This window comes from Bacillus sp. N3378-2at, from assembly GCF_033412715.1.
Lineage (GTDB): Bacteria > Bacillota > Bacilli > Bacillales > Bacillaceae > Bacillus > Bacillus subtilis.
In genome coordinates, this window is record NZ_CP117986.1 from 1,806,570 (window position 1) to 1,830,000 (window position 23,431).

General features: G+C 43.8%; 26 protein-coding genes, 2 tRNA genes, 1 pseudogene and 1 riboswitch. Of the genes and pseudogenes, 7 read left to right on the forward strand and 22 right to left on the reverse strand.

Annotation, left to right across the window (positions count from 1 at the left end; all coding sequences use genetic code 11):
- Window positions 1-26: 26 nt before the first annotated feature.
- The 10 genes from PUN35_RS09890 to queG form a co-directional block, all read right to left on the reverse strand.
- Window positions 27-692 carry a biotin/lipoyl-containing protein gene (locus tag PUN35_RS09890; RefSeq protein WP_014476241.1) on the reverse strand — a complete coding sequence of 222 codons (666 nt, stop codon included), beginning with the start codon at window positions 690-692 and terminating at the stop codon, window positions 27-29.
- 35 nt (window positions 693-727) lie between these two features.
- Window positions 728-1,192: a MarR family transcriptional regulator gene (locus PUN35_RS09895; protein ID WP_003233431.1), complete on the reverse strand. Its 465-nt coding sequence runs from the start codon at window positions 1,190-1,192 to the stop codon at window positions 728-730.
- A gap of 159 nt (window positions 1,193-1,351) precedes the next feature.
- Entirely contained in the window at window positions 1,352-2,530 is a 1,179-nt protein-coding gene (yhbH, locus tag PUN35_RS09900; RefSeq protein ID WP_003233432.1) for a sporulation protein YhbH, read from the reverse strand.
- Window positions 2,531-2,709: 179 nt separating this feature from the next.
- On the reverse strand, window positions 2,710-4,605 hold the full coding sequence (gene prkA / locus PUN35_RS09905; protein WP_003239626.1) for a serine/threonine protein kinase PrkA: 1,896 nt from the start codon (window positions 4,603-4,605) through the stop codon (window positions 2,710-2,712).
- 349 nt (window positions 4,606-4,954) lie between these two features.
- The gene (locus PUN35_RS09910; RefSeq protein WP_003233436.1) at window positions 4,955-5,662 is read right to left on the reverse strand and encodes a hypothetical protein; all 708 of its coding nucleotides are present in this window, start codon (window positions 5,660-5,662) and stop codon (window positions 4,955-4,957) included.
- Between the two features lie 11 nt (window positions 5,663-5,673).
- Window positions 5,674-6,387, reverse strand: a complete 714-nt coding sequence (locus tag PUN35_RS09915) for a bactofilin family protein (RefSeq protein ID WP_014479248.1) — start codon at window positions 6,385-6,387, stop codon at window positions 5,674-5,676.
- Window positions 6,378-7,019: a YhbD family protein gene (locus PUN35_RS09920; RefSeq protein WP_014479247.1), complete on the reverse strand. Its 642-nt coding sequence runs from the start codon at window positions 7,017-7,019 to the stop codon at window positions 6,378-6,380. The genes PUN35_RS09915 and PUN35_RS09920 overlap by 10 nt, the downstream gene beginning before the upstream one ends.
- Before the next feature lie 125 nt (window positions 7,020-7,144).
- Window positions 7,145-7,627 carry a tRNA (uridine(34)/cytosine(34)/5-carboxymethylaminomethyluridine(34)-2'-O)-methyltransferase TrmL gene (gene trmL, locus PUN35_RS09925; RefSeq protein ID WP_003233442.1) on the reverse strand — a complete coding sequence of 161 codons (483 nt, stop codon included), beginning with the start codon at window positions 7,625-7,627 and terminating at the stop codon, window positions 7,145-7,147.
- A gap of 37 nt (window positions 7,628-7,664) precedes the next feature.
- Complete coding sequence (locus PUN35_RS09930) at window positions 7,665-8,600, reverse strand: amidase domain-containing protein (RefSeq protein ID WP_072592515.1); 936 nt, start codon at window positions 8,598-8,600, stop codon at window positions 7,665-7,667.
- A gap of 66 nt (window positions 8,601-8,666) precedes the next feature.
- Window positions 8,667-9,827: a tRNA epoxyqueuosine(34) reductase QueG gene (queG, locus tag PUN35_RS09935; RefSeq protein ID WP_014479245.1), complete on the reverse strand. Its 1,161-nt coding sequence runs from the start codon at window positions 9,825-9,827 to the stop codon at window positions 8,667-8,669.
- 82 nt (window positions 9,828-9,909) lie between these two features.
- On the opposite strand from queG, the gene PUN35_RS09940 reads away from it, so the two are divergent.
- On the forward strand, window positions 9,910-10,533 hold the full coding sequence (locus PUN35_RS09940) for a B3/B4 domain-containing protein (RefSeq protein WP_014479244.1): 624 nt from the start codon (window positions 9,910-9,912) through the stop codon (window positions 10,531-10,533).
- A 90-nt stretch (window positions 10,534-10,623) separates the two neighbouring features.
- Here PUN35_RS09940 and PUN35_RS09945 read toward each other — a convergent pair.
- Window positions 10,624-10,697 (reverse strand) — tRNA-Gly (locus PUN35_RS09945).
- A gap of 193 nt (window positions 10,698-10,890) precedes the next feature.
- Between PUN35_RS09945 and PUN35_RS09950 the strand changes: the two genes are divergently transcribed.
- Entirely contained in the window at window positions 10,891-11,091 is a 201-nt protein-coding gene (locus PUN35_RS09950) for a helix-turn-helix transcriptional regulator (protein WP_009966860.1), read from the forward strand.
- A 1-nt stretch (window position 11,092) separates the two neighbouring features.
- Window positions 11,093-11,566: a hypothetical protein gene (locus PUN35_RS09955; protein ID WP_014479243.1), complete on the forward strand. Its 474-nt coding sequence runs from the start codon at window positions 11,093-11,095 to the stop codon at window positions 11,564-11,566.
- Between the two features lie 17 nt (window positions 11,567-11,583).
- Here PUN35_RS09955 and rpsN read toward each other — a convergent pair whose 3' ends face one another.
- The 6 genes from rpsN to PUN35_RS09985 all read right to left on the reverse strand — a co-directional run bounded on the left by rpsN (window position 11,584) and on the right by PUN35_RS09985 (window position 16,364).
- A complete protein-coding gene (gene rpsN / locus PUN35_RS09960; RefSeq protein WP_014479242.1) occupies window positions 11,584-11,853 on the reverse strand; it encodes a 30S ribosomal protein S14 in 270 nt (89 codons plus the stop codon).
- A gap of 112 nt (window positions 11,854-11,965) precedes the next feature.
- Window positions 11,966-12,502 carry a hypothetical protein gene (locus PUN35_RS09965; protein WP_014479240.1) on the reverse strand — a complete coding sequence of 179 codons (537 nt, stop codon included), beginning with the start codon at window positions 12,500-12,502 and terminating at the stop codon, window positions 11,966-11,968.
- A gap of 99 nt (window positions 12,503-12,601) precedes the next feature.
- A complete protein-coding gene (gene ssuD / locus PUN35_RS09970) occupies window positions 12,602-13,732 on the reverse strand; it encodes an FMNH2-dependent alkanesulfonate monooxygenase (RefSeq protein ID WP_014479239.1) in 1,131 nt (376 codons plus the stop codon).
- Between the two features lie 21 nt (window positions 13,733-13,753).
- A complete protein-coding gene (locus PUN35_RS09975; protein WP_014479238.1) occupies window positions 13,754-14,584 on the reverse strand; it encodes an ABC transporter permease in 831 nt (276 codons plus the stop codon).
- Complete coding sequence (locus tag PUN35_RS09980) at window positions 14,581-15,579, reverse strand: aliphatic sulfonate ABC transporter substrate-binding protein (RefSeq protein WP_014479237.1); 999 nt, start codon at window positions 15,577-15,579, stop codon at window positions 14,581-14,583. Before PUN35_RS09980 ends, PUN35_RS09975 begins: the two co-directional genes overlap by 4 nt.
- Before the next feature lie 17 nt (window positions 15,580-15,596).
- Window positions 15,597-16,364 carry an ABC transporter ATP-binding protein gene (locus PUN35_RS09985; RefSeq protein WP_014479236.1) on the reverse strand — a complete coding sequence of 256 codons (768 nt, stop codon included), beginning with the start codon at window positions 16,362-16,364 and terminating at the stop codon, window positions 15,597-15,599.
- 406 nt (window positions 16,365-16,770) lie between these two features.
- Here PUN35_RS09985 and katA point away from each other — a divergent pair, with 406 nt between their 5' ends.
- Complete coding sequence (gene katA, locus PUN35_RS09990; RefSeq protein WP_014476225.1) at window positions 16,771-18,222, forward strand: catalase KatA; 1,452 nt, start codon at window positions 16,771-16,773, stop codon at window positions 18,220-18,222.
- 41 nt (window positions 18,223-18,263) lie between these two features.
- Here the strand turns inward: katA and senS are convergent, their stop codons facing one another.
- Window positions 18,264-18,446 carry a transcriptional regulator SenS gene (gene senS / locus PUN35_RS09995; RefSeq protein ID WP_014479234.1) on the reverse strand — a complete coding sequence of 61 codons (183 nt, stop codon included), beginning with the start codon at window positions 18,444-18,446 and terminating at the stop codon, window positions 18,264-18,266.
- 312 nt (window positions 18,447-18,758) lie between these two features.
- Between senS and PUN35_RS10000 the strand changes: the two are divergent.
- A pseudogene (locus tag PUN35_RS10000) lies at window positions 18,759-18,930 on the forward strand (BBE domain-containing protein); the annotation flags it as partial.
- Between the two features lie 37 nt (window positions 18,931-18,967).
- On the opposite strand, the gene thiC reads toward PUN35_RS10000, so the two are convergent.
- Window positions 18,968-20,740: a phosphomethylpyrimidine synthase ThiC gene (gene thiC / locus PUN35_RS10005; RefSeq protein WP_014479232.1), complete on the reverse strand. Its 1,773-nt coding sequence runs from the start codon at window positions 20,738-20,740 to the stop codon at window positions 18,968-18,970.
- A 132-nt stretch (window positions 20,741-20,872) separates the two neighbouring features.
- Window positions 20,873-20,980, reverse strand: a riboswitch (TPP riboswitch).
- 69 nt (window positions 20,981-21,049) lie between these two features.
- Window positions 21,050-21,742 (reverse strand): Type 1 glutamine amidotransferase-like domain-containing protein, encoded by a 693-nt coding sequence (locus PUN35_RS10010; RefSeq protein WP_032725255.1) that lies wholly within the window; start codon window positions 21,740-21,742, stop codon window positions 21,050-21,052.
- A gap of 41 nt (window positions 21,743-21,783) precedes the next feature.
- Between PUN35_RS10010 and PUN35_RS10015 the strand changes: the two genes are divergently transcribed.
- Window positions 21,784-22,056, forward strand: coding sequence for a spore coat protein (locus PUN35_RS10015; protein WP_014479230.1), 273 nt, complete (start codon window positions 21,784-21,786; stop codon window positions 22,054-22,056).
- A gap of 88 nt (window positions 22,057-22,144) precedes the next feature.
- On the opposite strand, the gene PUN35_RS10020 is transcribed toward PUN35_RS10015, so the two are convergent.
- A complete protein-coding gene (locus PUN35_RS10020; RefSeq protein ID WP_014479229.1) occupies window positions 22,145-22,348 on the reverse strand; it encodes a hypothetical protein in 204 nt (67 codons plus the stop codon).
- Between the two features lie 141 nt (window positions 22,349-22,489).
- Between PUN35_RS10020 and spo0M the strand changes: the two genes are divergently transcribed.
- Window positions 22,490-23,266: a sporulation control protein Spo0M gene (gene spo0M, locus PUN35_RS10025; protein ID WP_014479227.1), complete on the forward strand. Its 777-nt coding sequence runs from the start codon at window positions 22,490-22,492 to the stop codon at window positions 23,264-23,266.
- 78 nt (window positions 23,267-23,344) lie between these two features.
- Here spo0M and PUN35_RS10030 read toward each other — a convergent pair.
- Window positions 23,345-23,426 (reverse strand) — tRNA-Leu (locus tag PUN35_RS10030).
- Window positions 23,427-23,431: the final 5 nt, after the last annotated feature.

Here is a 23,431-nt window from a genome sequence, read left to right on the forward strand (position 1 = left end):
TTTCATGGTTTGATGACTGATCTGTTTTACTCAGAAATTTTAACAGATGCATTCATTCCAGGAAGCACCTTATCAGATGGGTTTTTGATTGAAATTTTCACAGGAATTTTTTGTGTTACTTTTGTGTAGTTTCCGCTTGAATTTGTAGAAGGAAGCATATCAAAAGTTGAGTTAGTCGCATAGCCAATTTCTTCCACAGTACCGTCAAATGTTGTATCAGGGTCTCCGTCAACTACAACGTCTACACTATTTCCTACTTCAATATCCGCAATATCTGTTTCTTTAATATTTGCTGTGATGTATAGGTTGTCCATGTCAATCGTTTGTGCAATTGTTGTACCAGCTTGTACGGTTTGTCCGTTTTTCACTTCGTTTTTCACAATTGTTCCATCCATAATGGATTTTACGTCAACAGTTTGTTCGCCTTTGATTTTTGCAACTGTGTCGCCTTTTTTCACTGTTTTTCCTTCATCCAGATCCCAGTCAGATACTTTACCTGCTGCTGGAGCAGTAATAGCAGCCATATCGCCCGCTACTTTTGCTTCATCTGTTTTTACGTAGTTTGTGCTTTGATAATAGTAGTAAGCACCTCCAGCTATAATTGCAAGAACAACAATCAAACCGATAATGTTGGTCAGAATTAAACGTCCTCTGTTCATTTTGTTTTCTCCTTTCGTTTCATCCTCTATCATTTTGCGGAAAGCTGGTGAAAATATGTGAGAAGTTTTTAATTACCGCTTTTTTCTGAACAGCCTTCAGCAAGCTTCGTTAAGCTTCCGGCTAGTTTGCGCAAATACTGCAGTTGGGAGGTATCAAGCTTTTGGTACAAGCCAGCACCCATTTTTGCATATTGCACAGCGGCTTTTTCTATCAGTTCTTCCCCCTCTTCGGTTAACTGAATCATGACGATACGGCGGTCATCCGGACTGTCATATCGATTCATCAATTGGCGCTTATACAGAATATCTGTCATCCGCGTCACAGAAGCAGGCTTAAGATCAAGCGACATTGCCAGCTTGCTTAGCGGGGTGCTTCCGCTTTGATGAATTTTAAACATCAGCAAATATTGAAGGACTGTAATATCAAAAGGCTCAAGCACAATCTCCAATATCTTCTTCTGTTTTTTATATATCGCCCGAGACGTATCGAAGAGCTGTTCAAAAGTGAGCAAAGCACGTTCTGATTCAGTCAACTCCTTTTCACCTCATTCCTCAATAATAGTTCACAAGATAAAATATTAATAAATGAAAGAAGATTTGTCAAAGGAAAAATTTCTTTTTCTCCCGTATTTTTTTCGCAAGCGTTTTCTTGCTTTTATTAAATAAAAAAAAGCCCTGAAATGGGCTTTTCATTACGAAAATTGATGGCTTACACCAGACTCTTCATTTCTGAAAAAGTTCTTTAGAGCCTGAAAAACATCAGATTTCTGTTTTAAAATATAGTACTTAAATTTCTCATCTTTTACATTTTTATATGCAGACATTAACGTTGAATGCCTGTTGTACTGATTGACCTCGCCGTAACAGAATAGATTGGCCTTCTTCATAATATCATTGACCAGCTTCACACAGCGCGCGTTATCAGATGTCAGGTTGTCACCGTCAGAAAAATGAAACGGATAAATGTTATAGCGGGCGGGATTGTACTTTTCATCAATAAGCTCAAGCGACTTCCGATATACGGAAGAACAAATGGTTCCGCCGCTTTCTCCCTTTGAGAAAAAATCCTCCTCCGAGACCACTCTTGCTTCTGTATGATGGGCAATAAATTCAATTTCCACAGTCTCGTATTTTGTCCGCAAAAAACGGGTCATCCAGAAAAAGAAGCTTCTGGCCATGTATTTTTCCCAAACCCCCATACTGCCGCTTGTATCCATCATGGCTAAAACGACGGCTTTTGATTCGGGCTTTGTGATGTCATTCCACGTCTTATATTTCAGGTCCTCCGGATAAATTGGGTAGAACGACGGTTTTCCTGACATTGCGTTTCGTTTAAAGGCTGACATCATCGTTCTTTTCTTATCAATATTACCGGTTAACCCTGTTTTACGGATATCATTAAACTCGATATCTGTATGAATGATATTGTCCCGCTCTTTTTGTTGGAGATTCGGAAGCTCTAATTCTTTAAAAAGCGCTTCTTCTAAATCCATTAATGAAACTTCCGCTTCATAATAATCCTCGCCTGCCTGATCACCGGCACCCTGCCCTTTTCCAGGCCCTTGTTTTTTGTCTGATCCATCCCGGGCCACAACATCTCCAACCTGGCTCTCGCCGTCTCCTTGCCCTACATGTTTATTTTTATCATAGTTATAACGGATTTTATACTCATCAAGTGAACGGATTGGGATCTTCACTACATCTTTTCCATTAGACATAATAATGCTTTCCTCAGTTACGAGGTCCGGAAGATTGTTTTTGATCGCTTCCTGCACTTTTTTCTGGTGGCGCTGCTGGTCATCGAAGCCTTTGCGATGGAGGGACCAGTTTTCCTCAGAAATCAAAAAATGGCCGCTGTCATTTTGGGACATGAATTCCCCTCCTTAACCATTTGTGGTCGTGATACATACGTATTCCGGCTTGTGCCAGATTATGAAACAAGTCTTTCGAAAAGATTTATATTCATCATATGCACATATGCATGTTTAATTGACAAACTATTTAGAAAATGGGACAAAATAACCCGCCCTATTCGGACGGGTCACGTTGCTTATCGGTTCAGCAGGCTGCCGACATATTTCAGCAGCTCATTGGCGCTCGTCGAGTTGTAGCCGTGCTCATCAATTAAACGGGCCACGACTTCATTTACCTTTTTCAGCTGCTGTTCATCCGGCGTTTTTGTAGAGGTCGTAATTTTAACGACATCCTTCAGATCAGCAAACAGCTTTTTCTGAATAGCTTCACGCAGTCTTTCATGGGAATTGTAATCAAACCGCTTGCCTTTTCTCGCATAGGCTGAGATGCGGATTAAAATTTCTTCGCGGAACGCTTTTTTGGCGTTTTCCGAAATGCCGATCTGCTCTTCGATGGATCTCATCAGCTTTTCGTCAGGGTTCATTTCCTCTCCTGTCAAAGGATCACGAAGCTTGTTTTTATTGCAATAAGCCTCTACGTTATCGAGGTAATTGTCCATAAGTGTTTTTGCTGATTCTTCATACGAATACACAAACGCTTTTTGAACTTCCTTTTTCGCAATGTCGTCATATTCCTTGCGGGCGGCAGAAATAAAATTCAAATACCGCTCCCTGTCCTCGCTTGAAATTGATGGGTGCTGATCAAGACCTTCTTTTAAGGAACGAAGGACATCGAGAGAATTAATCGATTCCATATTCTTTCTGATAATCGTTGAAGATATCCGGTTGATCACGTACCGCGGATCAATGCCGCTCATACCTTCATCATTATATTCTTTTTTCATATCCTCAACGTCGACAGAATTATATCCTTCCACACTTTCTCCATCATACAGTCTCATTTTCTTGACCAGATCAATATCCGACCGCTTCGGTTCCTTTAACCGGGTAAGGATTGAGAACATCGCGGCGACCTTCAACGTATGCGGGGCAATATGAACATCCGCCACATCGCTCTCAGCGATCATTTTTTCATAAATTCTCTCTTCCTCTGACACTTTTAAATTATAAGGAACCGGCATCACGATGATTCTCGAGTGCAGGGCTTCATTCTTCTTATTAGAAATAAATGAGCGATACTCCGTTTCATTCGTGTGAGCCACAATCAGCTCATCAGCAGAAATTAACGCAAACCGCCCAGCTTTAAAATTCCCTTCCTGTGTCAAGGAAAGCAAATGCCAGAGAAATTTCTCATCACATTTCAGCATCTCCTGAAACTCCATCATCCCGCGGTTCGCTTTATTCAGCTCTCCGTCAAACCGGTAAGCGCGCGGATCTGATTCTGAACCGTACTCGGCGATTGTTGAGAAATCAATACTCCCCGTCAAATCGGCGATATCCTGAGATTTCGGATCAGAGGGACTGAATGTTCCAATTCCCGTACGCTTATCTTCTGAAAAGAAGATGCGCTCCACCTTCACATCCTCAATTCTTCCTCCGTACTCTTCCTCCAGCCTCATGACATTTAAAGGAGAAAGACTTCCTTCTATTCTAATGCCGTATTCTCTGTAAAAGTCATCGCGTAAATGATGGGGGATTAAATGTAGAGGGTCCTCGTGCATCGGGCAGCCTTTAATCGCATATACAGCGCCATTATCTGTCAGCGTGTACGCTTCGAGACCTTTTTTGAGCATCGTGACCAGCGTGGATTTACCGCCGCTCACAGGCCCCATCAGCAATAGAATCCGCTTTCTGACATCTAGACGTTTGGCAGCCGGATGAAAATACTCTTCCACAAGACGCTCCAGAGATTCTTCAAGCCCGAACAGCTCGCGGTCAAAAAAACTGTACTTCTTGCGTCCGTCAATTTCCTCTATCCCGCTGTCTTTTATCATATTAAAAACTCGAGAATGAGCAGATTGCGCGACCATCGGATTTTCTTTAATAATCTCCAAATAATCGGCGAAAGTTCCTTCCCATTTCAGCCGCTGCTCTTCCTCTCTGTACTGTTCAATTTTCTTTAATATATCCATAAGGACCTCCTCTATCATGTTTGATACACTATGCAAATAAGGTACTTTGTTACAATCTATGCCGTCATCTCGTGATACATGCTTTGGTTTCTTAAAAATAAAGATACTTATACATCGTTGACAAGGCAGACCGCGACCGTTCATAATAAAGAAAAATACAGAATCATCCAGACTCGGACAGCACGGAAAAATTGAAGAGGGGGAGAGACGGTGAAAACAATCATCATGATGGGTGTCATTGTCACTTTTTTAGTATCAATTTTTACCGCAGGATACGAAAGCAAGCCTGGAAAAGAATAAAAAAGGGTGCTCCTGAAAGAGCACCCTTTTTGTATAACAGAACAATGTTTTACAGTTTTGTTTTTTCTTTAATCTGTGAATGCGGATCGCATTCATATTTGTTTTCGTACTCAATTGTTCCGATACTGCATCCCGGCCCGATGATCACTTCTTTTCCCCTGACAACTGCCGCTTCGGTATTCTCCAAATAAACCCGATCTCCTTCTATGACATCGGCGATCAGCTTCACTTTCTTCCGGTTAAAAAAACTCGCGCGTCTTTTCACTGTAATTGTTGTTCCGCCGATTTCCTGCACATGGCTTATATCATGGCTCAATCCCAGCTTGATCTCACCCGAATTTAATAACCCCGATACATCAACACAGCCTGTGACATGGAACATTTCTGTTTCACAATCACCTTTTACGCTAAGCTTCCCTTTCACATCGCAGGATTCTCCAGTCATATTCCCGCCAATTTCAGTCTGGCCTTTCAGATTGAATCGATCAAATTGAAGTGAGCCGCTGACTTTCATTATCCCATATATATTGATTTTGCCGGCTGTCAGATCGCCTTTACATTCACTTTCTCCGAGCACACGCAGCCGCTCAGTCTCTGCTTTTCCGAGAAAAAGGCCCGTTCCGTATATGCGGCATCCTACAGCAGACAGCCCTTCTCCAACTACACCTTCTCCTTTGATGCTGACATTGTGATACGCGCCTCCTGCGGCATGCCCAGCGCCATATAATTTTAAATTTCCCAGTTTTGTTGTCTCCATTACGATCCTCCTTACAACTTTGTGGATGTTTCAACCGACGCGCTTGGATCACAGGTATAGTCCCCACTGTATTCGACGGTTTCAATCTGGCAATCCGGGCCGATGACCACTTTATTTCCGCGCACGGTTTTCGCCTTTGTATTTGTCAATTCAATCACGTCACCTTCGATCAGCTCTGCTGTTAGAACAGGCTGCGGCATTAATCTGAGCAATGTCAGCATTCCTTTTCTGCAGGTCACTTGAAGATGGCGGCAGCCGATCTCCCGCACATAGCTTTCCCCTGCAGAAAGCTTAATGATCACCTGGTCTGCATTTAAAAGCCCGCTGATTTTGCATTTCCCTTCTGATTGAAAGGTTTCTGTTTCACAATCTGCTTCCATGACAGCTTTTCCGCTAATGTCAATGCCATCAGCCTTGACAGTGCCGCCAAATGTTGATGATCCAGCGATTTTCAATTGTTTTGCAGATACCTCTCCTTGAATAAAACCAGTGCCATTCATCCGGATAGATTCTGCTTCAACGTCTCCATGTATCTTTCCTGAACCGCTGATGGTTACCGCTTTCGCTTTGACGCTGCCGTCGACTTTTCCGTTTCCATTAAAAGAAAAAGTGTCACACTCCACGTCCCCGGCCACTGTCCCGCTGCCATTAATCTCAACAGATTGAAATGTTCCTCCCTTTGAACTTCCTGATCCGTTTATCACCAGCTTTTCCACTACATCCATTGATGGCCCTCCTGCATAAATGTTGTTTTTAATTCCTCTGAAGCTTTTAATAAATCTACCCGTTCCACAACCTTTACGGATGATTCAAACAAAATGCTGTCCGCCGCAGCCGCTATAAAACAAGTTGTGACACCGAGCTTGCGGAGCACAATCAGCTCCGTCTGTTTTTCAATCTCTTCATTATCATGCTTCTTTAATACCTCTGCAGCCATTTTTGCTTCTGCAAGGCTGACATTTCCAGACTGCAGCAGTCCCTCAAGCACATATAGCGAAAGCAAATCGCTGGATGAAAAAACCGGACTTCCTCCGTCTTCTGAATAGGCTTCAAGAGCAGGCCTTGAAACCAAACCTTTATGAAGCAATTCATCAGCGGTCATGCTGACATCCTTCATTTTCGGCGACAGCATTTCCCTCATTTCATCCAAAGACAAATTTTCTTTCATCTTTTGAATCATTGATATACGTTTTAAAATCTCCTCTCTCGGAAAAAACGTCTCTTGCCCTGTAAATGTGGATTTACGAATAAACCATTCCTCAGGTATTAAGTTTTTCCGCTTCCATCGATACAGCTGACCGTATGAAATCGATGTTCTTTCAAGTAATTCTTTTTTAGAGATTAATTGTTCTTCCATAAGTCCAGCTCCTTTGATGGGTACATTGTAACATAACACTGTTACGTTGTTAAGCCCAAAAACGAAACAAAGCATTTCAACATCCGCAAAAAAACCCGCCCATCATCGATGAGCGGGTTTTTTCACTATTTTAAATCACGGTAATTTTGCTGGCGCAGCGCTTCATAAACAAGAATCGCGGCAGTATTGGACAGGTTTAACGATCTGACATGCTCTGTCATCGGAAGACGCAGGCAGCGGTCCATATTATTTTGAATTAAATCCTTTGGCAAACCGCTTGTTTCTCTTCCGAACACGAAGAAATAATCCTCGTCAAGATCAGTGTAATCAAATGATGTATGAGGCTGCTGGCCAAATTTTGTAATAAAGAAAAACTGGCCTTTTTCATATGCCTCAAACAATTCTTCTAACGAATCATGATACACAACATTAACAAACTCCCAATAATCGAGTCCGGCACGCTTCAGCATTTTATCATCCGTTGAAAAGCCGAGCGGACGAATCAGGTGTAGCGTTGTATTGGTTGCTGCACAAGTACGTGCAATATTCCCTGTGTTAGCGGGAATTTCTGGTTGATATAAAACGACATGTAATGCCACAATGTTCACCTCTGTTTTTCTTATCCGCCCATCATTATAACATTAATTACTCTTTTGTCGTATCATCAACGATATGAAAAAAGGCATATCGTATTGACTGCGTGTATGCTGTAGAATCCTCATATGACCAATACCTCATCCGGCTGTCATAGGTCTGGGCGTTGACAAGCGGCATATTGCCTTTGTCCTTTGCCACGACAATCGTTGTATGATTAAAGCGGCCGTCTCCTTCGAAGTCATAGCAAATCACATCGCCCGGCATCAGTTCTTCCGCTGATTTCACCCGCACCGCACGCAGTCCGGCCTTTGAATTCGACAAATACATTTTCATAGAGTGCGCCACCGTCCAGCTGTAGCTCCATGAGCTTTGTTTCATCCACCAGCCTGATCCCCTGTTCGGATGACCGCGCATCGGCGCGCCTCCTGCATGAAGACACTGAGAAATAAAATTTGTACAGTTATCGCTGAAATTTTTATAAGCAGGATTGCGCTTGTTCCAAAATTTCTCGGCATATTGGACAGCGCCGAGACGATCGTATTGAAAAGCCCTGCCAAACGCTTCTCTTTCCTCTTCAGCTTCAGAATAGTCAATAATACTGGTCCCTTCATGAAATCCAGCCGGCTTTTTCGCAATTTCCTGATCACTAATCAAAATGTGATCATACAGGAAAGCCATTCGCTCCTCTATGTGCTCTTCTATATACAAGCTGTCATCTTGTTCCTTACACACGTATTCGTAATGAATGGTATACGAAAGGCAGGTCGTTCCGTCATCCTCAACCCGCACATGATTAATCACGGCCTTTGCTTTCGCTTTTATGATGTCAACTTTACGTTTTTCCAGAAGCTTTTTCTTACGCTCCATGACTTTAAGGTCTCCGACTTGAGACTCCTGTCTCATAGCATGCCCGTTAACCAGAAAGCCCAGCCGCTCCTCCGCTAATTGTTCTAAAATGTGCTTCAAGCTCACCCCACCCGCCATACTTTTTTATAGAGAAAAAACACTTGGATGATCTCAAGTGTTTTTTCCTTCTGCTCTATACGTATGTCAGGACAAGCCTCGTTTAGTCATGCCTGAAGCTTTTAGCAAATCAATTCCTTTTTCAATTTCCAGCTTTGCCTCTTCATCCTTCTCTTTTTCCAGCGCTTTTTCAAGCTCTTCCGCGTATGCGGGGTCTCCGATTTTTCCGATTGCCCATGCGGCTGTCCCCCTGATGACAGGACGCGGATCCTTGTGCATCAGTTCCGTCAATTCAGGCAGTGCGGAAGCATCCTTAAAATGCGCAAGCGCGAGAATGGCGTTTCGCTGAATCGGTTTTTTTCCGCGCCAAGAACCTGAGACATGCCCGAATTTCTCCTTAAATTCCCGATTGCTGATGGTCAAAAGCGGCTTCAATAACGGTTTGGCAATCTCAGGATCAGGCTCCATTTCCGGATGAAGATGAAAATCCTTCCCTTTATTGAGAGGGCATACCGTTTGGCACGTATCGCACCCGTACAGGCGGTTTCCGATTTTTGTCCGGAATTCATCAGGTAAAAATCCTTTTGTCTGGGTCAGAAAAGAGATGCAGCGCTGCGCATTAAGCTGCCCGGGATTAACCAGTGCTCCCGTCGGACAGGCGTCCAAGCATTTCGTGCAGGACCCGCACATATCTTCAATCGGCACATCAGGCTCAAAAGGGATATTTGTGATCATTTCCGCCAAATACACATAAGAGCCATACTCGGGTGTTGTGATCATACAGTTTTTCGCACTGAATCCAATTCCGGCACGTTCCGCAACGGCGCGATCAGACAATTCACCTGTATCAACCATTGACTTCGTTCTGATATCCTCATGCTTGCTTTTTAGAAAATCCTCCAGCAGATCAAGCTTTTCCCTCAGCACATCATGATAGTCTTTTCCCCAGGAGGCTCTGCAAAAAATGCCCCTGCGCTCAGTTCTCGTGCTTCTCGGCGCATCCTTCATTCTGGAAGGATATGCGAGAGCAATTGCCACTATTGATTTCGCTTTCGGCAAAAGAAGCTTCGGCGTCACCCTTTTTTCGATATCCGGCTCTTCAAAGCCGGAGAGATAGCCGAGTGATTCTTGAAGAATCAAACGGTCTTTTAAACTGTCAAAAGTATCAGCGGTCGTAAAACCAATCTTGTCCACGCCAATGCTTTTCGCGTATTCAATTAATTCTTCTTTGAGCTGATAAACGTTCATGTTTTGCACAGCCTCCTTTCTTTGTGATAAAACGATACAGCGTTTATAATAGGTTGATATCACGTAACTGGAGTGAATGCTAGTGAATATCAAACTTGATTCTGTTATTACTGAACGTGCGGCCGGCTTACATGCAGCTGCTGTCATTTATGAGAATATCGAAGTCGGCTCCTCACCGCAAATGCTGAAAGGCAGACTCCGCCTGTTTCAAGAATCCTTGTTTTTCGACTATGCGGACGGCGGTATATCCGATGAATCCTTCGTCAAGGAATGGCAGGAACTCTTTAAACAGCTTAACCCTTCATTTGAGGGAGAAACAACCCCAATGGAGGACATGCTGGTCCCGATATCCAAGGAACAATTCATGGAAAGTATAGACTCGGCCCATGACACAATCGATTTTTTCGCATTAAAATATTCTCTGCCTATTATGATTTATGATGCCGGAAAGCTTCATGAGCCGGTCCGGATCTCATTGGGAGAAAAAGAAAACATACTGCTTTTCTCTGATGAAAACGGCATTTTTGGCGATTTCAAAAACAACGTCAACCACTATCCCGTTTCAAACGAGACTAAGAATATGCTGCAAATCATTTTTTTCCCGCCATCGATTGAGAAAAGCAGCGCTGTTAACCTCTTATCATCATTAACGAAAATGTTTGAACAAATTCACGGCGGCACCTATACAGTACATTGGCTTACGTAAAAGAACACGAATACCGTGTTCTTTTTCACATAAAAAAACGCAATACTTCGTTCATCTGAGAAACGAAACACTGCGTTAATAACGTATGTATGGAGCGGGTGATGAGAATCGAACTCACGACATCAGCTTGGAAGGCTGAGGTTTTACCACTAAACTACACCCGCATTTGTGATTGTCAGCAACAGTACCGCTCTGACTTTTTTTATATTACATGTTTATTTATTTTTCGTCAAGGGAATATAAAAATTTTGTCGAAAAAAAGTTATCTTTTTGTAAAGTTGTTATGTTTCATTTACATAATGTTAAGTATACTATACAATATAATCAATCGAGATTGTGAAGGGGACAGACGTCATGATGAAAAATAAAGTAAAAGAGCTGAGGGCACGCTTCGGCTATTCTCAGGAAAAACTCGGAGAAACGGTCGGCGTCACAAGACAGACTGTGGCAGCGATTGAAAAAGGCGATTATGTTCCCTCACTGCTGTTAGCACTGAAAATCTGCAAAGCCTTCTCCATGAAAATGGAGGATGTCTTTTGGTTAGAGGAGGAAAACTAAGATGAGCATGAAAACAAAAGCAGCTTTTCACCTTGTTTTATTTGGCCTTGCATGCTGGGCGCTGATTTCATACTTTGAAGCCTCAGAAGACATAGCATCTTTTTTCGGCACAAAGAGCGGCGGGATGGTATTTGATTTAAACCTCACTCCCTTTATTCTGTTTGTTGCGGCGTCTGCGGTTTATTTGTCCTTACAGAAAAAAAGCCGCCCTGCCAGAAAGCAGCTACTTCTGCCTGATGAGTTTGAAGAGCAGGATGAAAGAGAGCAGATGATGACGGCAAAAGCATGCCGCGCGTCATATATCGCTGTCTACTTCTCGCTGCCTGCCGCAGCGGTTCTTCTCATTTTTTATCCGCTATTTCAATCGCGCATTCCGTTTTTCCCTATTATTATTGTGTTTATCATCATGATCATCCAGCACCTTTCCTACGTCATCTCTTTCAAGAAAAACGAAAAAAACTCCGGCGCGCTGTAAGCGGCCGGAGTTTTTTCTTACCAGCTTGCTTTTTTCACACCGGGAACCTGGCCTTTATGGGCCAGCTCCCTGAAAGCGATTCTGGACATTTTAAACTTCCTCATATATCCTCTCGGGCGTCCCGTTACCATACAGCGGTTGTGGAGCCTTCCCGGTGCTGAATCTCTTGGCAGCTTGCTGAGTGCCTCGTAATCTCCTTTTTCCTTCAACTCGCGTCTAATACCAGCGTATTGCTCAACAAGCTGTTGGCGTTTTAACTCTTTTGCCACTTTTGATTTTTTAGCCAAGTCACATAGCCTCCCTTTAAATCGAAATTGTTACGATTTAAAATGTATCATGCACCATTCAAAAAAGCAAGCATACCGCTTTGTAAAACAGACGGCCTGAAGCCGCCCGTTTCTAATGATGCAATTTCACATAATACAGTAACGCATCTTGATGCTTAATGAGCTCTTTTTTATGTTCAGAGGTATGCATTGTCTCGTCAGTCCCTCTAATACTGCTGCCGATCAAAACAGGCTTCTCGAAAGAAATCGGTTCCGGCGATGAAATATTCTGAGTCATTTCCTGTGTTGCGCTATCGTCGCGTTTCACCGATGAATCAGCCGCTATATTTCCCTGTTTATCCACAATGCCAAAATGAATGGTGGTGTGTTTATCCTTTCCTTCCCCCTCTTCATTCACAAAATAAACAAATTGTATGGTATCGGGTTTTTCCTCTGAATAATCTGCACGAACTGGGCCAACCGTCTCAACAAGCTTTCCCTTTTGATAGTGTTCGATGTACATGTCAGCTGAAGAAATACCTTCACCGATATTGACGGCTTCGGCAGTGAATGCCTGTGAAGCTGCGACATCCATTCTGTTTTTTTCAAGATCTGATATGTCCGCCGCTTTGATTTCCATCTGTTTTGAATGTCCGCATGCTGACAGCATAGCTATGAGGCAAATGACTGCCGCGCTTCTCAATGTTTTCAGAAAAAAACCCTTTTTTTGAATATCATACCATGTTCGGGGGCTGTATTTTCATTAAACTCATGCATTTTTCTCTTTGACAAAATAAGTGTTTCCTACCGCTTCTCCCCTTTTGTTCTGAAGCTTTCTCGTCCGATCATTTTCAAACGGCAAAAGCGGAAATACAAGCTCTGCAAAATAATACGCTTCTTCTAAATGCGGATAGCCTGAGAATATAAACGATTCTATGCCGAGTGCCTGGTACTCCGCTATCCGGTTAGCAATCGTCTGCGGATCACCGACAAGGGCTGTTCCTGCCCCTCCTCTGACCAGACCGATCCCCGCCCACAGATTCGGGCTGATTTCAAGCTTCGTCCGATCTCCTTGATGAAGGACGGCCATCCGCTGCTGGCCTGAAGAGTCGTAACGGCTCAAAGCAGCCTGCGCTTTGGCAATGGTGTCATCATCCAAGTGGCTGATCAAGCGCTCTGCCGCTTCCCATGCCTCTTGTTCAGTTTCACGGGCAATGACATGCAGCCTAATGCCAAATCGAACGGATCTCCCTTCTTTTGCCGCTTGCTTTTTGACTCTTTCTATTTTTTCTTTTACTTGTTCAGGCGGCTCACCCCATGTCAAGTACACGTCTGTATGCTTTGCGGCAGCTTCAATCCCAGCCTGTGACGAACCACCGAAATAGATGGGCGGATGCGGCTCTTGCTGCGGCGGGAAAAGTAGATTGCTGTTTTCCACTTTTATATGCTTTCCTTCATAGGAAACCGTTTCTCCCTGCAAAAGTCTCCGCCAAACGGTTAAAAATTCGTCTGTTGCCTCGTAGCGCTCATCATGGCTGATAAACAGGCCATCGCCTGCCAGCTCATACGGATCGCCCCCAGCCACAACGTTGATCAGCAGCCGGCCGTCTGAAATGCGGTCTAGAGTGGACGTCATTCTGGCTGCCAGAGAAGGCTGCATTAAACCAGGTCTTACCGCGACTAAAAACTTTAAGTCCTTTGTTTCTCCTGCCAGTGCCGACGCTGTAAGCCACGGGTCCTCGCACGATCTTCCCGTCGGCAGAAGAACTCCTGTATATCCCAGCCTGTCTGCCGCCTGCGCGACTTGTTTAAAGTAAAGATGATCCGCAGTCCGTCCATCACTTTCAGATCCTAAATATCTCGCGTCTCCATGAGTCGGTATAAACCAAAGAATTTCCATATTCATCTCCCCTTATATCTTTTATCCTTCGTAGCTGTTTCTCCACTTTAACAGCTTTCGTTCAAGCAGCCTGACGAAGGAATCCGTCAGCTTTCCAACCACTGCAAAAATGATAATCCCTGCAAAGACTTTATTCGTTTGTGAAAACTGTCTCGCATCCATGATCATATAGCCGACTCCCGCGCTTGAGCCCATCAGCTCTGCCACAACGAGCCCGAGCCATGCAATGCCGAGCGATAAGCGAATGCCTAGCAATATATTGGGCAGGGCTGCCGGCAATATCACTTTGGATATTTGCTGATGCCATTTAAATTCAAGCACCCGGGCGACTTCAAACAGCTTCGCGTCAACCCCGCGGATGCCGTTAAACGTATTGATATAGACAGGAAAGAAGGCACCGAGCGCAATCAGCAAAATTTTAGATACTTCGTCAAATCCGAACCATAAAATAAACAGCGGCGTGACGGCCAGATGAGGTACGGTTCTAAGCATTTGCAACGACGGATCAAGATACAGCTCCGTCCGTTTGGAGAATCCGGCCAAAATCCCGATCATCAATCCAAGCCCTGCGCCAAGCAAAAAACCAAGCGCCGCCCGATAAATGCTGATTTGCAGATGGCCGAACAGTTCGCCGGACAAAATAAGCTCCTTAAAGGTCAGAACAATCGTAACAGGTGTAGGCAGCACTGTAGCGGACACAATCCCCAGCCCGCCGATGACCTGCCAGATGGCAATGATGACAGCGGGCAGTAAAAGCCCCTTCATAAAGCCGTATCTCTTCCTTCCGGGCTTTTTTCGCACCGCTTCCGCATTCGTTTTGGGCAGCGAGCCCGCAGCCTCTGCTTTCATCATTGATCACCTCCTGAGGAATGTTCCTTTAATGCTTTTTTGATAAAACTGTTATCGACAACATCCTTCACATCAATCTTCTTATCTATCGCCTTTGTTCGAAATTGAAAATCTGCTGTTTCCTGCTGCGCTTTTACAATGTCGTCACTGATGACCTCATTCAGAGGTTCAGTATTTTTCAGCACATTTTCGACGACCTTTTTATCGAGATCTTTAATGTCAGAATATAAGTCCGCTGCTTCACCCAGATGTTCCTTTTGCCATACAACGGCTTTATTAAACACCTTCAGAAAACGGACCACTTCGTCTGGATGCTCTTCTGAAAACTTTGTTCTTACTAAAGTAAAACCCGGTGAATATAAATCTGTGCTTTCTCCGTTCACAAGGATTTTTGCTCCGTGTTTCATTGTTTCTAAGGACAAGTACGGCTCCCAAATGGACCAGGCATCAACAGATCCGTTTTCAAATGCGGAAGCTGCTTCATCAGGCTGAAGCTGAATAATTGTCACATCGTTAGCTGACAACCCCACTTGATCAAGCGCTTTATACAAAAAATCAAACCCGCTGCTGCCTTTGGCGACTGCAATTTTCTTCCCCTTTAAGCCCTTAACGTCTTGAATGCCGCTGTTTCGATTGACAAGGATGCCGTTTGCTTTCAAGCCGTCCTGAGACAAACCGATTTCTTTAAAGTCAATGCCTGCCGCCTGTCCAGCGATCACAGGCGAATTACCGACTTGAGAAAAATCAAGTTTGTCTGCCGCAAGGCCTTCAAATTGGGGCGGACCGCTTTGAAACTCCACCCATTTCACTTTGATGCCTTCTTTTTCAAATGCATCTTCGAACCAGCCTTTTTCTTTTGCGATCAAAAGCGGGCTTAAGCTTTGCTGAATACCAATACGAATTTCCTTCAATTGTTTGTGGTCACCGCTGGCTCCATTTGCTCCACAGCCTGCGAGCAGAAAAATAACGGCAACCAATACAATGAGTCCTTTTTTCATTTCCGCTTCCGCCCTTTCTATATCCCTGATCCTTCTGCGTACTCCAAATCTTCTGTTTTCTCGAATTCCGACAGCACTCTCTGTCTGATCGCTTGGAAATCCGGAGTCGTCCGGTTCCGCGGATACGCCAGGTGAATGGGCATCAGCTTATGGATTTTCCCCGGTTTGGCCTTAAGGATCGCAAGCTCATTTCCTAAATAAACAGATTCATCTATATCATGAGTCACGAGAATCATCGTTGTTTTTTTCCTCCTCCATATATCCAGCAGCACGTCCTGCAGGTGTTTTCTTGTAAAAGCGTCGAGTGCACCAAACGGTTCATCTAAAAGCAGCACCTCAGGCTCCCGCAGAAGGGCCCGGGCGATGGCTACTCTTTGTGACATGCCGCCTGACAGCTCGCGCGGATATGCTTTTTCCGATCCTTTCAATCTGACAATCTCGATCAGTTCATCCACCTTTTGTTTGACTTTTGGGTCATTCAAATTCAAGTCGGCTGCAATATTCTGCTCAACAGTCAGCCAAGGAAAGAGGCGGTGTTCCTGAAAAATAAATCCTTGCTGAATACCCGGAGCTGTTACGCTGCGGCCGTTAATTTCCACACTCCCGTCATATTCAGAATCAAGCCCTGCAATAATCTTTAACAGGGTGCTTTTTCCACACCCGCTCGGTCCGATAAGCGTTAGAAATTCGCCTGGTGCGATTGATAATTCTATGTTCTCTAAGACCGTGTTTTTGCGGCCCTCTTGAACAAATGCCTTTTCTTTGATGCTGATGGTCACAGCCACTTTTATCCCTCTCTTTCTGCCAACCCCGCCTTCAAAAAAACAAAAAGGCCCCCATCTCTGTTCTTGTAGAGATGAGAGCCTTCGGCGGTCCGATCAGCTGCCCAATTGTTTTTTTGTTTGAATAACATGTTAATTCAAATTATTCCGATATGTCAACTCTTTTTTAAATACGATTTTTGATATCCTTGTTTATCACTTACTCTGCTTGTTTCGCAAATAGAGAAGGAAAAATTATTTCTCCAAAAATTATTAAGTGTCATAAAAAGCTGTTACAACAAGGTTTTTCAACACTTTCGATACTAGATATCGATTAATAGAGATAACTATTTTATAATAATTATAAAATAATATTGACTTTTTACTTAGAGATGATATTATGTTCTTATAAATTCCAAGAGGTGATAACATGAGTTCAAATAAACTGACAACTAGCTGGGGCGCTCCGGTTGGAGATAATCAAAACTCAATGACTGCCGGTTCTCGCGGACCAACTTTAATTCAAGATGTACATTTACTCGAAAAATTGGCCCATTTCAACCGAGAACGTGTTCCTGAACGTGTTGTTCACGCCAAAGGAGCAGGCGCACACGGATATTTTGAAGTGACAAACGACGTAACAAAATACACGAAAGCCGCTTTCCTTTCTGAAGTCGGCAAACGCACACCGTTGTTCATCCGTTTCTCAACAGTTGCCGGTGAACTTGGCTCTGCTGACACAGTTCGCGATCCGCGCGGATTTGCTGTTAAATTTTATACTGAAGAAGGAAACTACGACATCGTCGGCAACAATACGCCTGTATTCTTTATCCGCGATGCGATTAAGTTCCCTGATTTCATCCATACACAAAAAAGAGATCCAAAAACACACCTGAAAAACCCTACGGCTGTATGGGATTTCTGGTCACTTTCACCAGAGTCACTGCACCAAGTGACAATCCTGATGTCTGACCGCGGAATTCCTGCGACACTTCGCCACATGCACGGCTTCGGAAGCCATACATTCAAATGGACAAATGCCGAAGGCGAAGGCGTATGGATTAAATATCACTTTAAAACAGAACAAGGCGTGAAAAACCTTGATGTCAATACGGCAGCAAAAATTGCCGGTGAAAACCCTGATTACCATACAGAAGACCTTTTCAACGCAATCGAAAACGGTGATTATCCTGCATGGAAACTATATGTGCAAATCATGCCTTTAGAAGATGCAAATACGTACCGTTTCGATCCGTTTGATGTCACAAAAGTTTGGTCTCAAAAAGACTACCCGTTAATCGAGGTCGGACGCATGGTTCTAGACAGAAATCCGGAAAACTACTTTGCAGAGGTAGAACAAGCGACATTTTCACCTGGAACCCTCGTGCCTGGTATTGATGTTTCACCGGATAAAATGCTTCAAGGCCGACTGTTTGCTTATCATGATGCACACCGCTACCGTGTCGGTGCAAACCATCAAGCGCTGCCAATCAACCGCGCACGCAACAAAGTAAACAATTATCAGCGTGATGGGCAAATGCGTTTTGATGATAACGGCGGCGGATCTGTGTATTACGAGCCTAACAGCTTCGGCGGTCCAAAAGAGTCACCTGAGGATAAGCAAGCAGCATATCCGGTACAAGGTATCGCTGACAGCGTAAGCTACGATCACAACGATCACTACACTCAAGCCGGTGATCTGTATCGTTTAATGAGTGAAGATGAACGTACCCGCCTTGTTGAAAATATCGTTAATGCTATGAAGCCGGTAGAAAAAGAAGAAATCAAGCTGCGCCAAATCGAGCACTTCTACAAAGCGGATCCTGAATACGGAAAACGCGTGGCAGAAGGCCTTGGATTGCCGATTAAAAAAGATGCTTAATGTAGAAATGCAAAAACCCGCTGAAATCAGCGGGTTTTTTTCTATTTAGTTACACATTGCGTATGCTTCTCATCAATCTTCATATAAATTTCTTCCATGAGCTCCGCGCTGTTTATAATCTCTCGTTTGTTTTTTTCAATCAGCAGCTCAAGCGGCAAAATCTGATTCCCGAAGGTTTTTCGCTTCCTAAATCGTTTTCTCCCCTTTTCTTTTTTGACTCCCATCAATAATCCCTCCTTTTTCATACAAAAAAGGCCCTTATCTAAACGATAAGAGCCTTCGGTGTTCCGATCAGCGCGATAAATTTGAAAAATTTGTACTGACCATGTTAATTCATACAATACCGACCTGTCAACTATTTTTTAAGGGAGTTGACACTGTATCAGATTACATCCCCGCTTTTTCCTTATACACTCTTATCCCCTGACGCATAAGCTAGAGAAACTAAAATACGAGAGAAAGAGATGTGGGTGTGTGGAAAAGACAAAATTGACCGGACGTATCGTGACACGGGATGATCCGGACTTTCGAGTTAAACGATGGGAGACTACGTAAATTGGCCAGATATCGGAAATCAGAAACTGGCCAAGAACATATTACGGCGAAAACGTTGAACGACTCCGCCGTGTCAAAACGACATATGATCCAGAAAATGTTTTCCGCTTTGAACAGAGTATTCCTCCGCTTCGACGCTCTCTGTTTTTCTAAAAAAATGAAGATGGAGCATTCTCCATCTTCATCTTTTTTATTGATATAAATTGCTTCCCGTATCGACAAACTCTTTTGCTTTTTCTTTTAATCCTTTATTTATGGCTTCTGCTTCACTGAGATCGTTTTTCTTCGCATAATCCCGAATATCCTGTGAAATTCTCATGCTGCAAAATTTCGGACCGCACATGGAACAAAAGTGAGCGGTTTTTGCTCCTTCAGCAGGCAGGGTTTCATCATGGTATTCAAGGGCTCTCTCCGGATCAAGAGATAAATTAAACTGATCCCGCCAGCGGAATTCAAAACGGGCTTTCGATAACGCATCATCCCGGATTTGCGCTCCGGGATGCCCTTTTGCAAGGTCCGCAGCGTGCGCAGCGATCTTATATGTAATGACTCCTTCACGAACATCATCACGGTTTGGCAGCCCCAAATGCTCCTTCGGCGTTACATAACAAAGCATTGCTGTCCCGTACCAACCGATCATCGCCGCTCCGATCGCTGAAGTAATATGGTCATATCCCGGAGCAATATCCGTTGTCAACGGCCCCAATGTGTAAAAAGGCGCTTCTTTACAAATGTCCATTTGTTTATCGACGTTCTCTTTGATTTTATGCATCGGAACATGTCCAGGACCCTCAATCATCACCTGAACATCATGCTTCCAGGCAATTTGCGTCAGCTCTCCAAGCGTCTCTAATTCAGCAAACTGCGCTTCGTCATTGGCATCAGCAATTGATCCGGGACGCAAACCATCCCCAAGAGAGAAAGCAATATCATACGTTTTCATAATCTCACAGATTTCTTCAAAATGTGTGTATAAAAAGCTTTCTTGATGATGAGCCAGACACCACTGCGCCATAATCGCTCCCCCGCGTGACACAATACCAGTTGTCCGTTTGGCAGTCAGCGGTACATACCTAAGCAAAACACCCGCGTGAATCGTAAAATAATCCACTCCCTGCTCTGCCTGCTCGATTAGCGTATCACGATAAATCTCCCACGTTAAATCCTCCGCTACGCCGTTTACTTTTTCAAGCGCCTGATAAATCGGAACAGTTCCCACAGGCACGGGGCAATTGCGGATAATCCATTCACGCGTCGTATGAATATCTTTTCCGGTAGAGAGATCCATCATCGTATCCGCTCCCCAGCGGATGGCCCACGTCATTTTTTCCACTTCTTCTTCAATGGATGACGTAACCGCTGAATTCCCGATATTTGCATTAATCTTCACATGAAAATTCCGGCCGATAATCATTGGCTCACTTTCAGGGTGATTAATGTTTGAAGGAATAATCGCCCGGCCGCTGGCTACCTCGTCTCTGACGAATTCAGGAGACACATGCTCACGAATGGCGATAAATTCCATCTCAGGTGTAATGATCCCCTTTTTTGCATAGTACATTTGTGTGACATTTTGACCTGCCTTCGCCCTCAGCGGTTTCCGCTTTAATCCTGGGTAGCTTACGTTTGGATTTGCTTTTTTATAACCGTTATCTTCTGGTTTTATAGCCCGACCTTCATACTCTTCCACGTCACCGCGCTCTGTGATCCATTTTTGGCGGAGCGGCTTTAATCCTTCTTGAATATTAATGGTTACTTCAGGGTCCGTATACGGTCCGCTTGTATCATAGACACGCACAGGCGCGTTTTCCTCTTCGCCGAACGATCCCGTCGTCGGACTCAATAGGATCTCCCTCATCGGCACTTGGATGTCCGAAGAAGAACCCTCCACGTATACCTTCTTGCTGCCTGAAAAACTTGACATAATGGAAATGTTGGCTTGCTGCACTGAATTGTTTTGCATTACTTTTCCTTCCCCTCTCTACGTTTGAAAGGACAAAATCAAGCCCATAACCAGCACAAAAAACCGGATTCATATAAATGAACCCGGTTACAGTCAGAAAGAAACATATTATTGCCCAGCAAGACAATAACAAAAACAATTCCTCTACTTCCCCACGCTGGTACGAACCAGATCAGGTCCAAAGGGTTAAGAAGCTTACCTTCTCTCTCAGCCCGAAAGCGGGCACCCCCAGTAACTATTGATTTCGCACTCATCTTATCATAAAATCAATCTGAAAAAAAGAGGAATATAGATAATATTCAGCCAATTTCACCCTAAATATTTGACCGGCAACGGAATTTCAGCTATTTCATGTTCAGCCATCATCACCCGATATGCCTTTCCTTCCGACCTTGAACTCACAGTCTGAAACAGCTGATCATTTATGAAATGGAGAGCAGCCCCATCATCCGCTGCATAGCCACTGCATAAGAACTTGTTAGATATCAGCTGGTGGTATGCCGGTCTCCGATCCTTTTCCCCGTCATAATGGGGACAAAAGCTCCCTTGCAAAAAACCTAAACTTTTCAAACTTGTCAGCGGTCCGGCTGAATCCGTCACCCCTTCTTCAAACCAGCAGATCGCACCGGCACTTAATCCAGCTAAAACCACACCGTTCTTCCATGCTTCCCTAAGAATCTGGTCAAGCCCCCACTCTTTCCATAACACAAGTAAATTCCGCGTATTTCCCCCGCCAACATAAATCACGTCCATTTCCATAACAAAAGAAGTTAAATCTGTTGATGGCGGCTTAAACAAAGATAAGTGAGACGGCACACAATCCAGTGTTTGAAATGCATGATAAAACCGCTGAATATAGTTTTGGGAATCTCCGCTCGCCGTCGGCAAAAAACAAATACGAGGCTGCTCTCGTTTTGATTGATTGAGGATATATTGATCGAGGGACAAATTATCCGGCTCCATCGAAAAACCCCCGCCCCCCATCGCAATAATCTGCTTCATCATCACACCCCCCAACAAAATTTGTTGCTTATTATAGCATTTTGTATAGAAGCAAGAAACAAAGCCAAATACTTTCTTATCAGGAGCTGCTAAAAAAACAAAGGGGGTGGTTTCCCATTGAACAAAGTCTTTGTCCCAAAGATATTCTTGATTTGTTAACAACAATAAAAACCAGCATTAACAAATACACTGTCGCAATAACAGAAGCCGAAAATCCCCACATCAGAATAGCATTGCATGATCAATTAGATACAACTGTTTATCTCCATGATGAACTGTCAGATCTTCTGTTAGAAAAGGGATGGCTCGGGTGAGCAATTCCAAATCAAATCGATTAGATTTATCTTACAGCAAAGACCACAAAAAGAGACGGGATCTCAAAGATGAGATGCCGTCTCTTTTTTATTGCTCCACTCTTCTTAAAGCCTCATTTACGGTTTCTTTTATAAACGCGTCTTCACCGCTTAATCGGTCTAAACTGAGATCGCCGTTTCTCAGCCTTTCGGAAATATTGTTTATATCCTCCTCTACTGTGATTTGCAGCTCACCAGCCAAAAACATTCTGTGTAATTCATCTGCAACCAAACTTTCTTTATTCACTTCCATCCACTCCTTTATTTTCAATATTATTCTTAGTCTGTCCCTAGGCCGAGACGAATAATAGGAAAAAAGTATGAATCAAACGAATCTTTTTTCCTCCTTCTTGCGTATATCTGTTGAGAAAAAAGAAAAAGGGGAAGATCTAACATGTCATTTTTTAAGAAACTTGCGGCAAGTGCCGGAATTGGAGCTGCAAAAGTAGATACAATTTTAGAAAAAGACGCATATTTTCCAGGAGAAGAAGTACAGGGAACGGTACATGTCAAAGGCGGAAAAATCGCTCAGGACATCCGTTATATCGATTTACAGCTTAGCACACGGTATGTCATTGTAAAAGACGATGAAGAGCACCGGAAATACGCTACAATTCATTCTTTCCGGGTCACTGGTTCATTTACCATACAGCCTGGTGAAGAGCATCAATTTCCGTTTACATTCACTCTGCCTCTAGATACGCCGATGACTGTAGGGAAAGTAGAGGTTACCGTGGTGACAGACCTTGACATTCAAGGCGGTATCGATAAATCCGATCATGACCGCATTTTCGTTGAAGCGCACCCTTGGATTGAAAATGTGCTGGAAGCAATCGAAAACCTGGGCTTCCGTCTTAACGAAGCAGACTGTGAACAAGCGCCCTACTTCCGACGCCGCCTTCCGTTCGTTCAAGAATTCGAATTCGTTCCGACTTCCGGATATTATCGTCAGATGCTTGATGAATTAGAGCTCATTTTCCTTTTAGACGAAGACGGTTTGGAAATCATTTTCGAAGTCGACCGCAGGGCAAGAGGACTGCGAGGATGGCTGGAAGAGATGTATAATGACGGAGAACAGCTTGTACGCGTCCGTTTCAGCCAATCAGAGCTTGAAGATGCAGAAGAGCTTGAAGAGGTGTTAGAAGAGATCTTAGACCAATACGCTGAGTAAGTATAAAAAGGAGCCTCGGCTCCTTTTCTTTAATAAAAAATAAAAACCCGTGTCTATTAAGAAACGGGTTTTTCAATATACCGGTGGTCGGGGTCGAACCGACACTCCAGAAGGAACACGATTTTGAGTCGTGCGCGTCTGCCAATTCCGCCACACCGGCAAGTT

Bases quoted from the DNA above. Each gene is read 5' to 3' on its own strand.
- PUN35_RS09890 (WP_014476241.1), bottom strand. From the start codon at position 692: ATGATAGAGGATGAAACGAAAGGAGAAAACAAAATGAACAGAGGACGT.
- yhbH (WP_003233432.1), bottom strand. From the start codon at position 2,530: ATGTCCCAAAATGACAGCGGCCATTTTTTGATTTCTGAGGAAAACTGG.
- prkA (WP_003239626.1), bottom strand. From the start codon at position 4,605: ATGGATATATTAAAGAAAATTGAACAGTACAGAGAGGAAGAGCAGCGG.
- PUN35_RS09910 (WP_003233436.1), bottom strand. From the start codon at position 5,662: ATGGAGACAACAAAACTGGGAAATTTAAAATTATATGGCGCTGGGCAT.
- PUN35_RS09915 (WP_014479248.1), bottom strand. From the start codon at position 6,387: ATGGATGTAGTGGAAAAGCTGGTGATAAACGGATCAGGAAGTTCAAAG.
- PUN35_RS09920 (WP_014479247.1), bottom strand. From the start codon at position 7,019: ATGGAAGAACAATTAATCTCTAAAAAAGAATTACTTGAAAGAACATCG.
- PUN35_RS09930 (WP_072592515.1), bottom strand. From the start codon at position 8,600: ATGGCGGGTGGGGTGAGCTTGAAGCACATTTTAGAACAATTAGCGGAG.
- queG (WP_014479245.1), bottom strand. From the start codon at position 9,827: ATGAACGTTTATCAGCTCAAAGAAGAATTAATTGAATACGCGAAAAGC.
- PUN35_RS09950 (WP_009966860.1), top strand. From the start codon at position 10,891: ATGAAAAATAAAGTAAAAGAGCTGAGGGCACGCTTCGGCTATTCTCAG.
- PUN35_RS09955 (WP_014479243.1), top strand. From the start codon at position 11,093: ATGAGCATGAAAACAAAAGCAGCTTTTCACCTTGTTTTATTTGGCCTT.
- PUN35_RS09965 (WP_014479240.1), bottom strand. From the start codon at position 12,502: ATGCTGTCAGCATGCGGACATTCAAAACAGATGGAAATCAAAGCGGCG.
- ssuD (WP_014479239.1), bottom strand. From the start codon at position 13,732: ATGGAAATTCTTTGGTTTATACCGACTCATGGAGACGCGAGATATTTA.
- PUN35_RS09975 (WP_014479238.1), bottom strand. From the start codon at position 14,584: ATGATGAAAGCAGAGGCTGCGGGCTCGCTGCCCAAAACGAATGCGGAA.
- PUN35_RS09980 (WP_014479237.1), bottom strand. From the start codon at position 15,579: ATGAAAAAAGGACTCATTGTATTGGTTGCCGTTATTTTTCTGCTCGCA.
- katA (WP_014476225.1), top strand. From the start codon at position 16,771: ATGAGTTCAAATAAACTGACAACTAGCTGGGGCGCTCCGGTTGGAGAT.
- senS (WP_014479234.1), bottom strand. From the start codon at position 18,446: ATGGGAGTCAAAAAAGAAAAGGGGAGAAAACGATTTAGGAAGCGAAAA.
- thiC (WP_014479232.1), bottom strand. From the start codon at position 20,740: ATGCAAAACAATTCAGTGCAGCAAGCCAACATTTCCATTATGTCAAGT.
- PUN35_RS10010 (WP_032725255.1), bottom strand. From the start codon at position 21,742: ATGAAGCAGATTATTGCGATGGGGGGCGGGGGTTTTTCGATGGAGCCG.
- PUN35_RS10020 (WP_014479229.1), bottom strand. From the start codon at position 22,348: ATGGAAGTGAATAAAGAAAGTTTGGTTGCAGATGAATTACACAGAATG.
- spo0M (WP_014479227.1), top strand. From the start codon at position 22,490: ATGTCATTTTTTAAGAAACTTGCGGCAAGTGCCGGAATTGGAGCTGCA.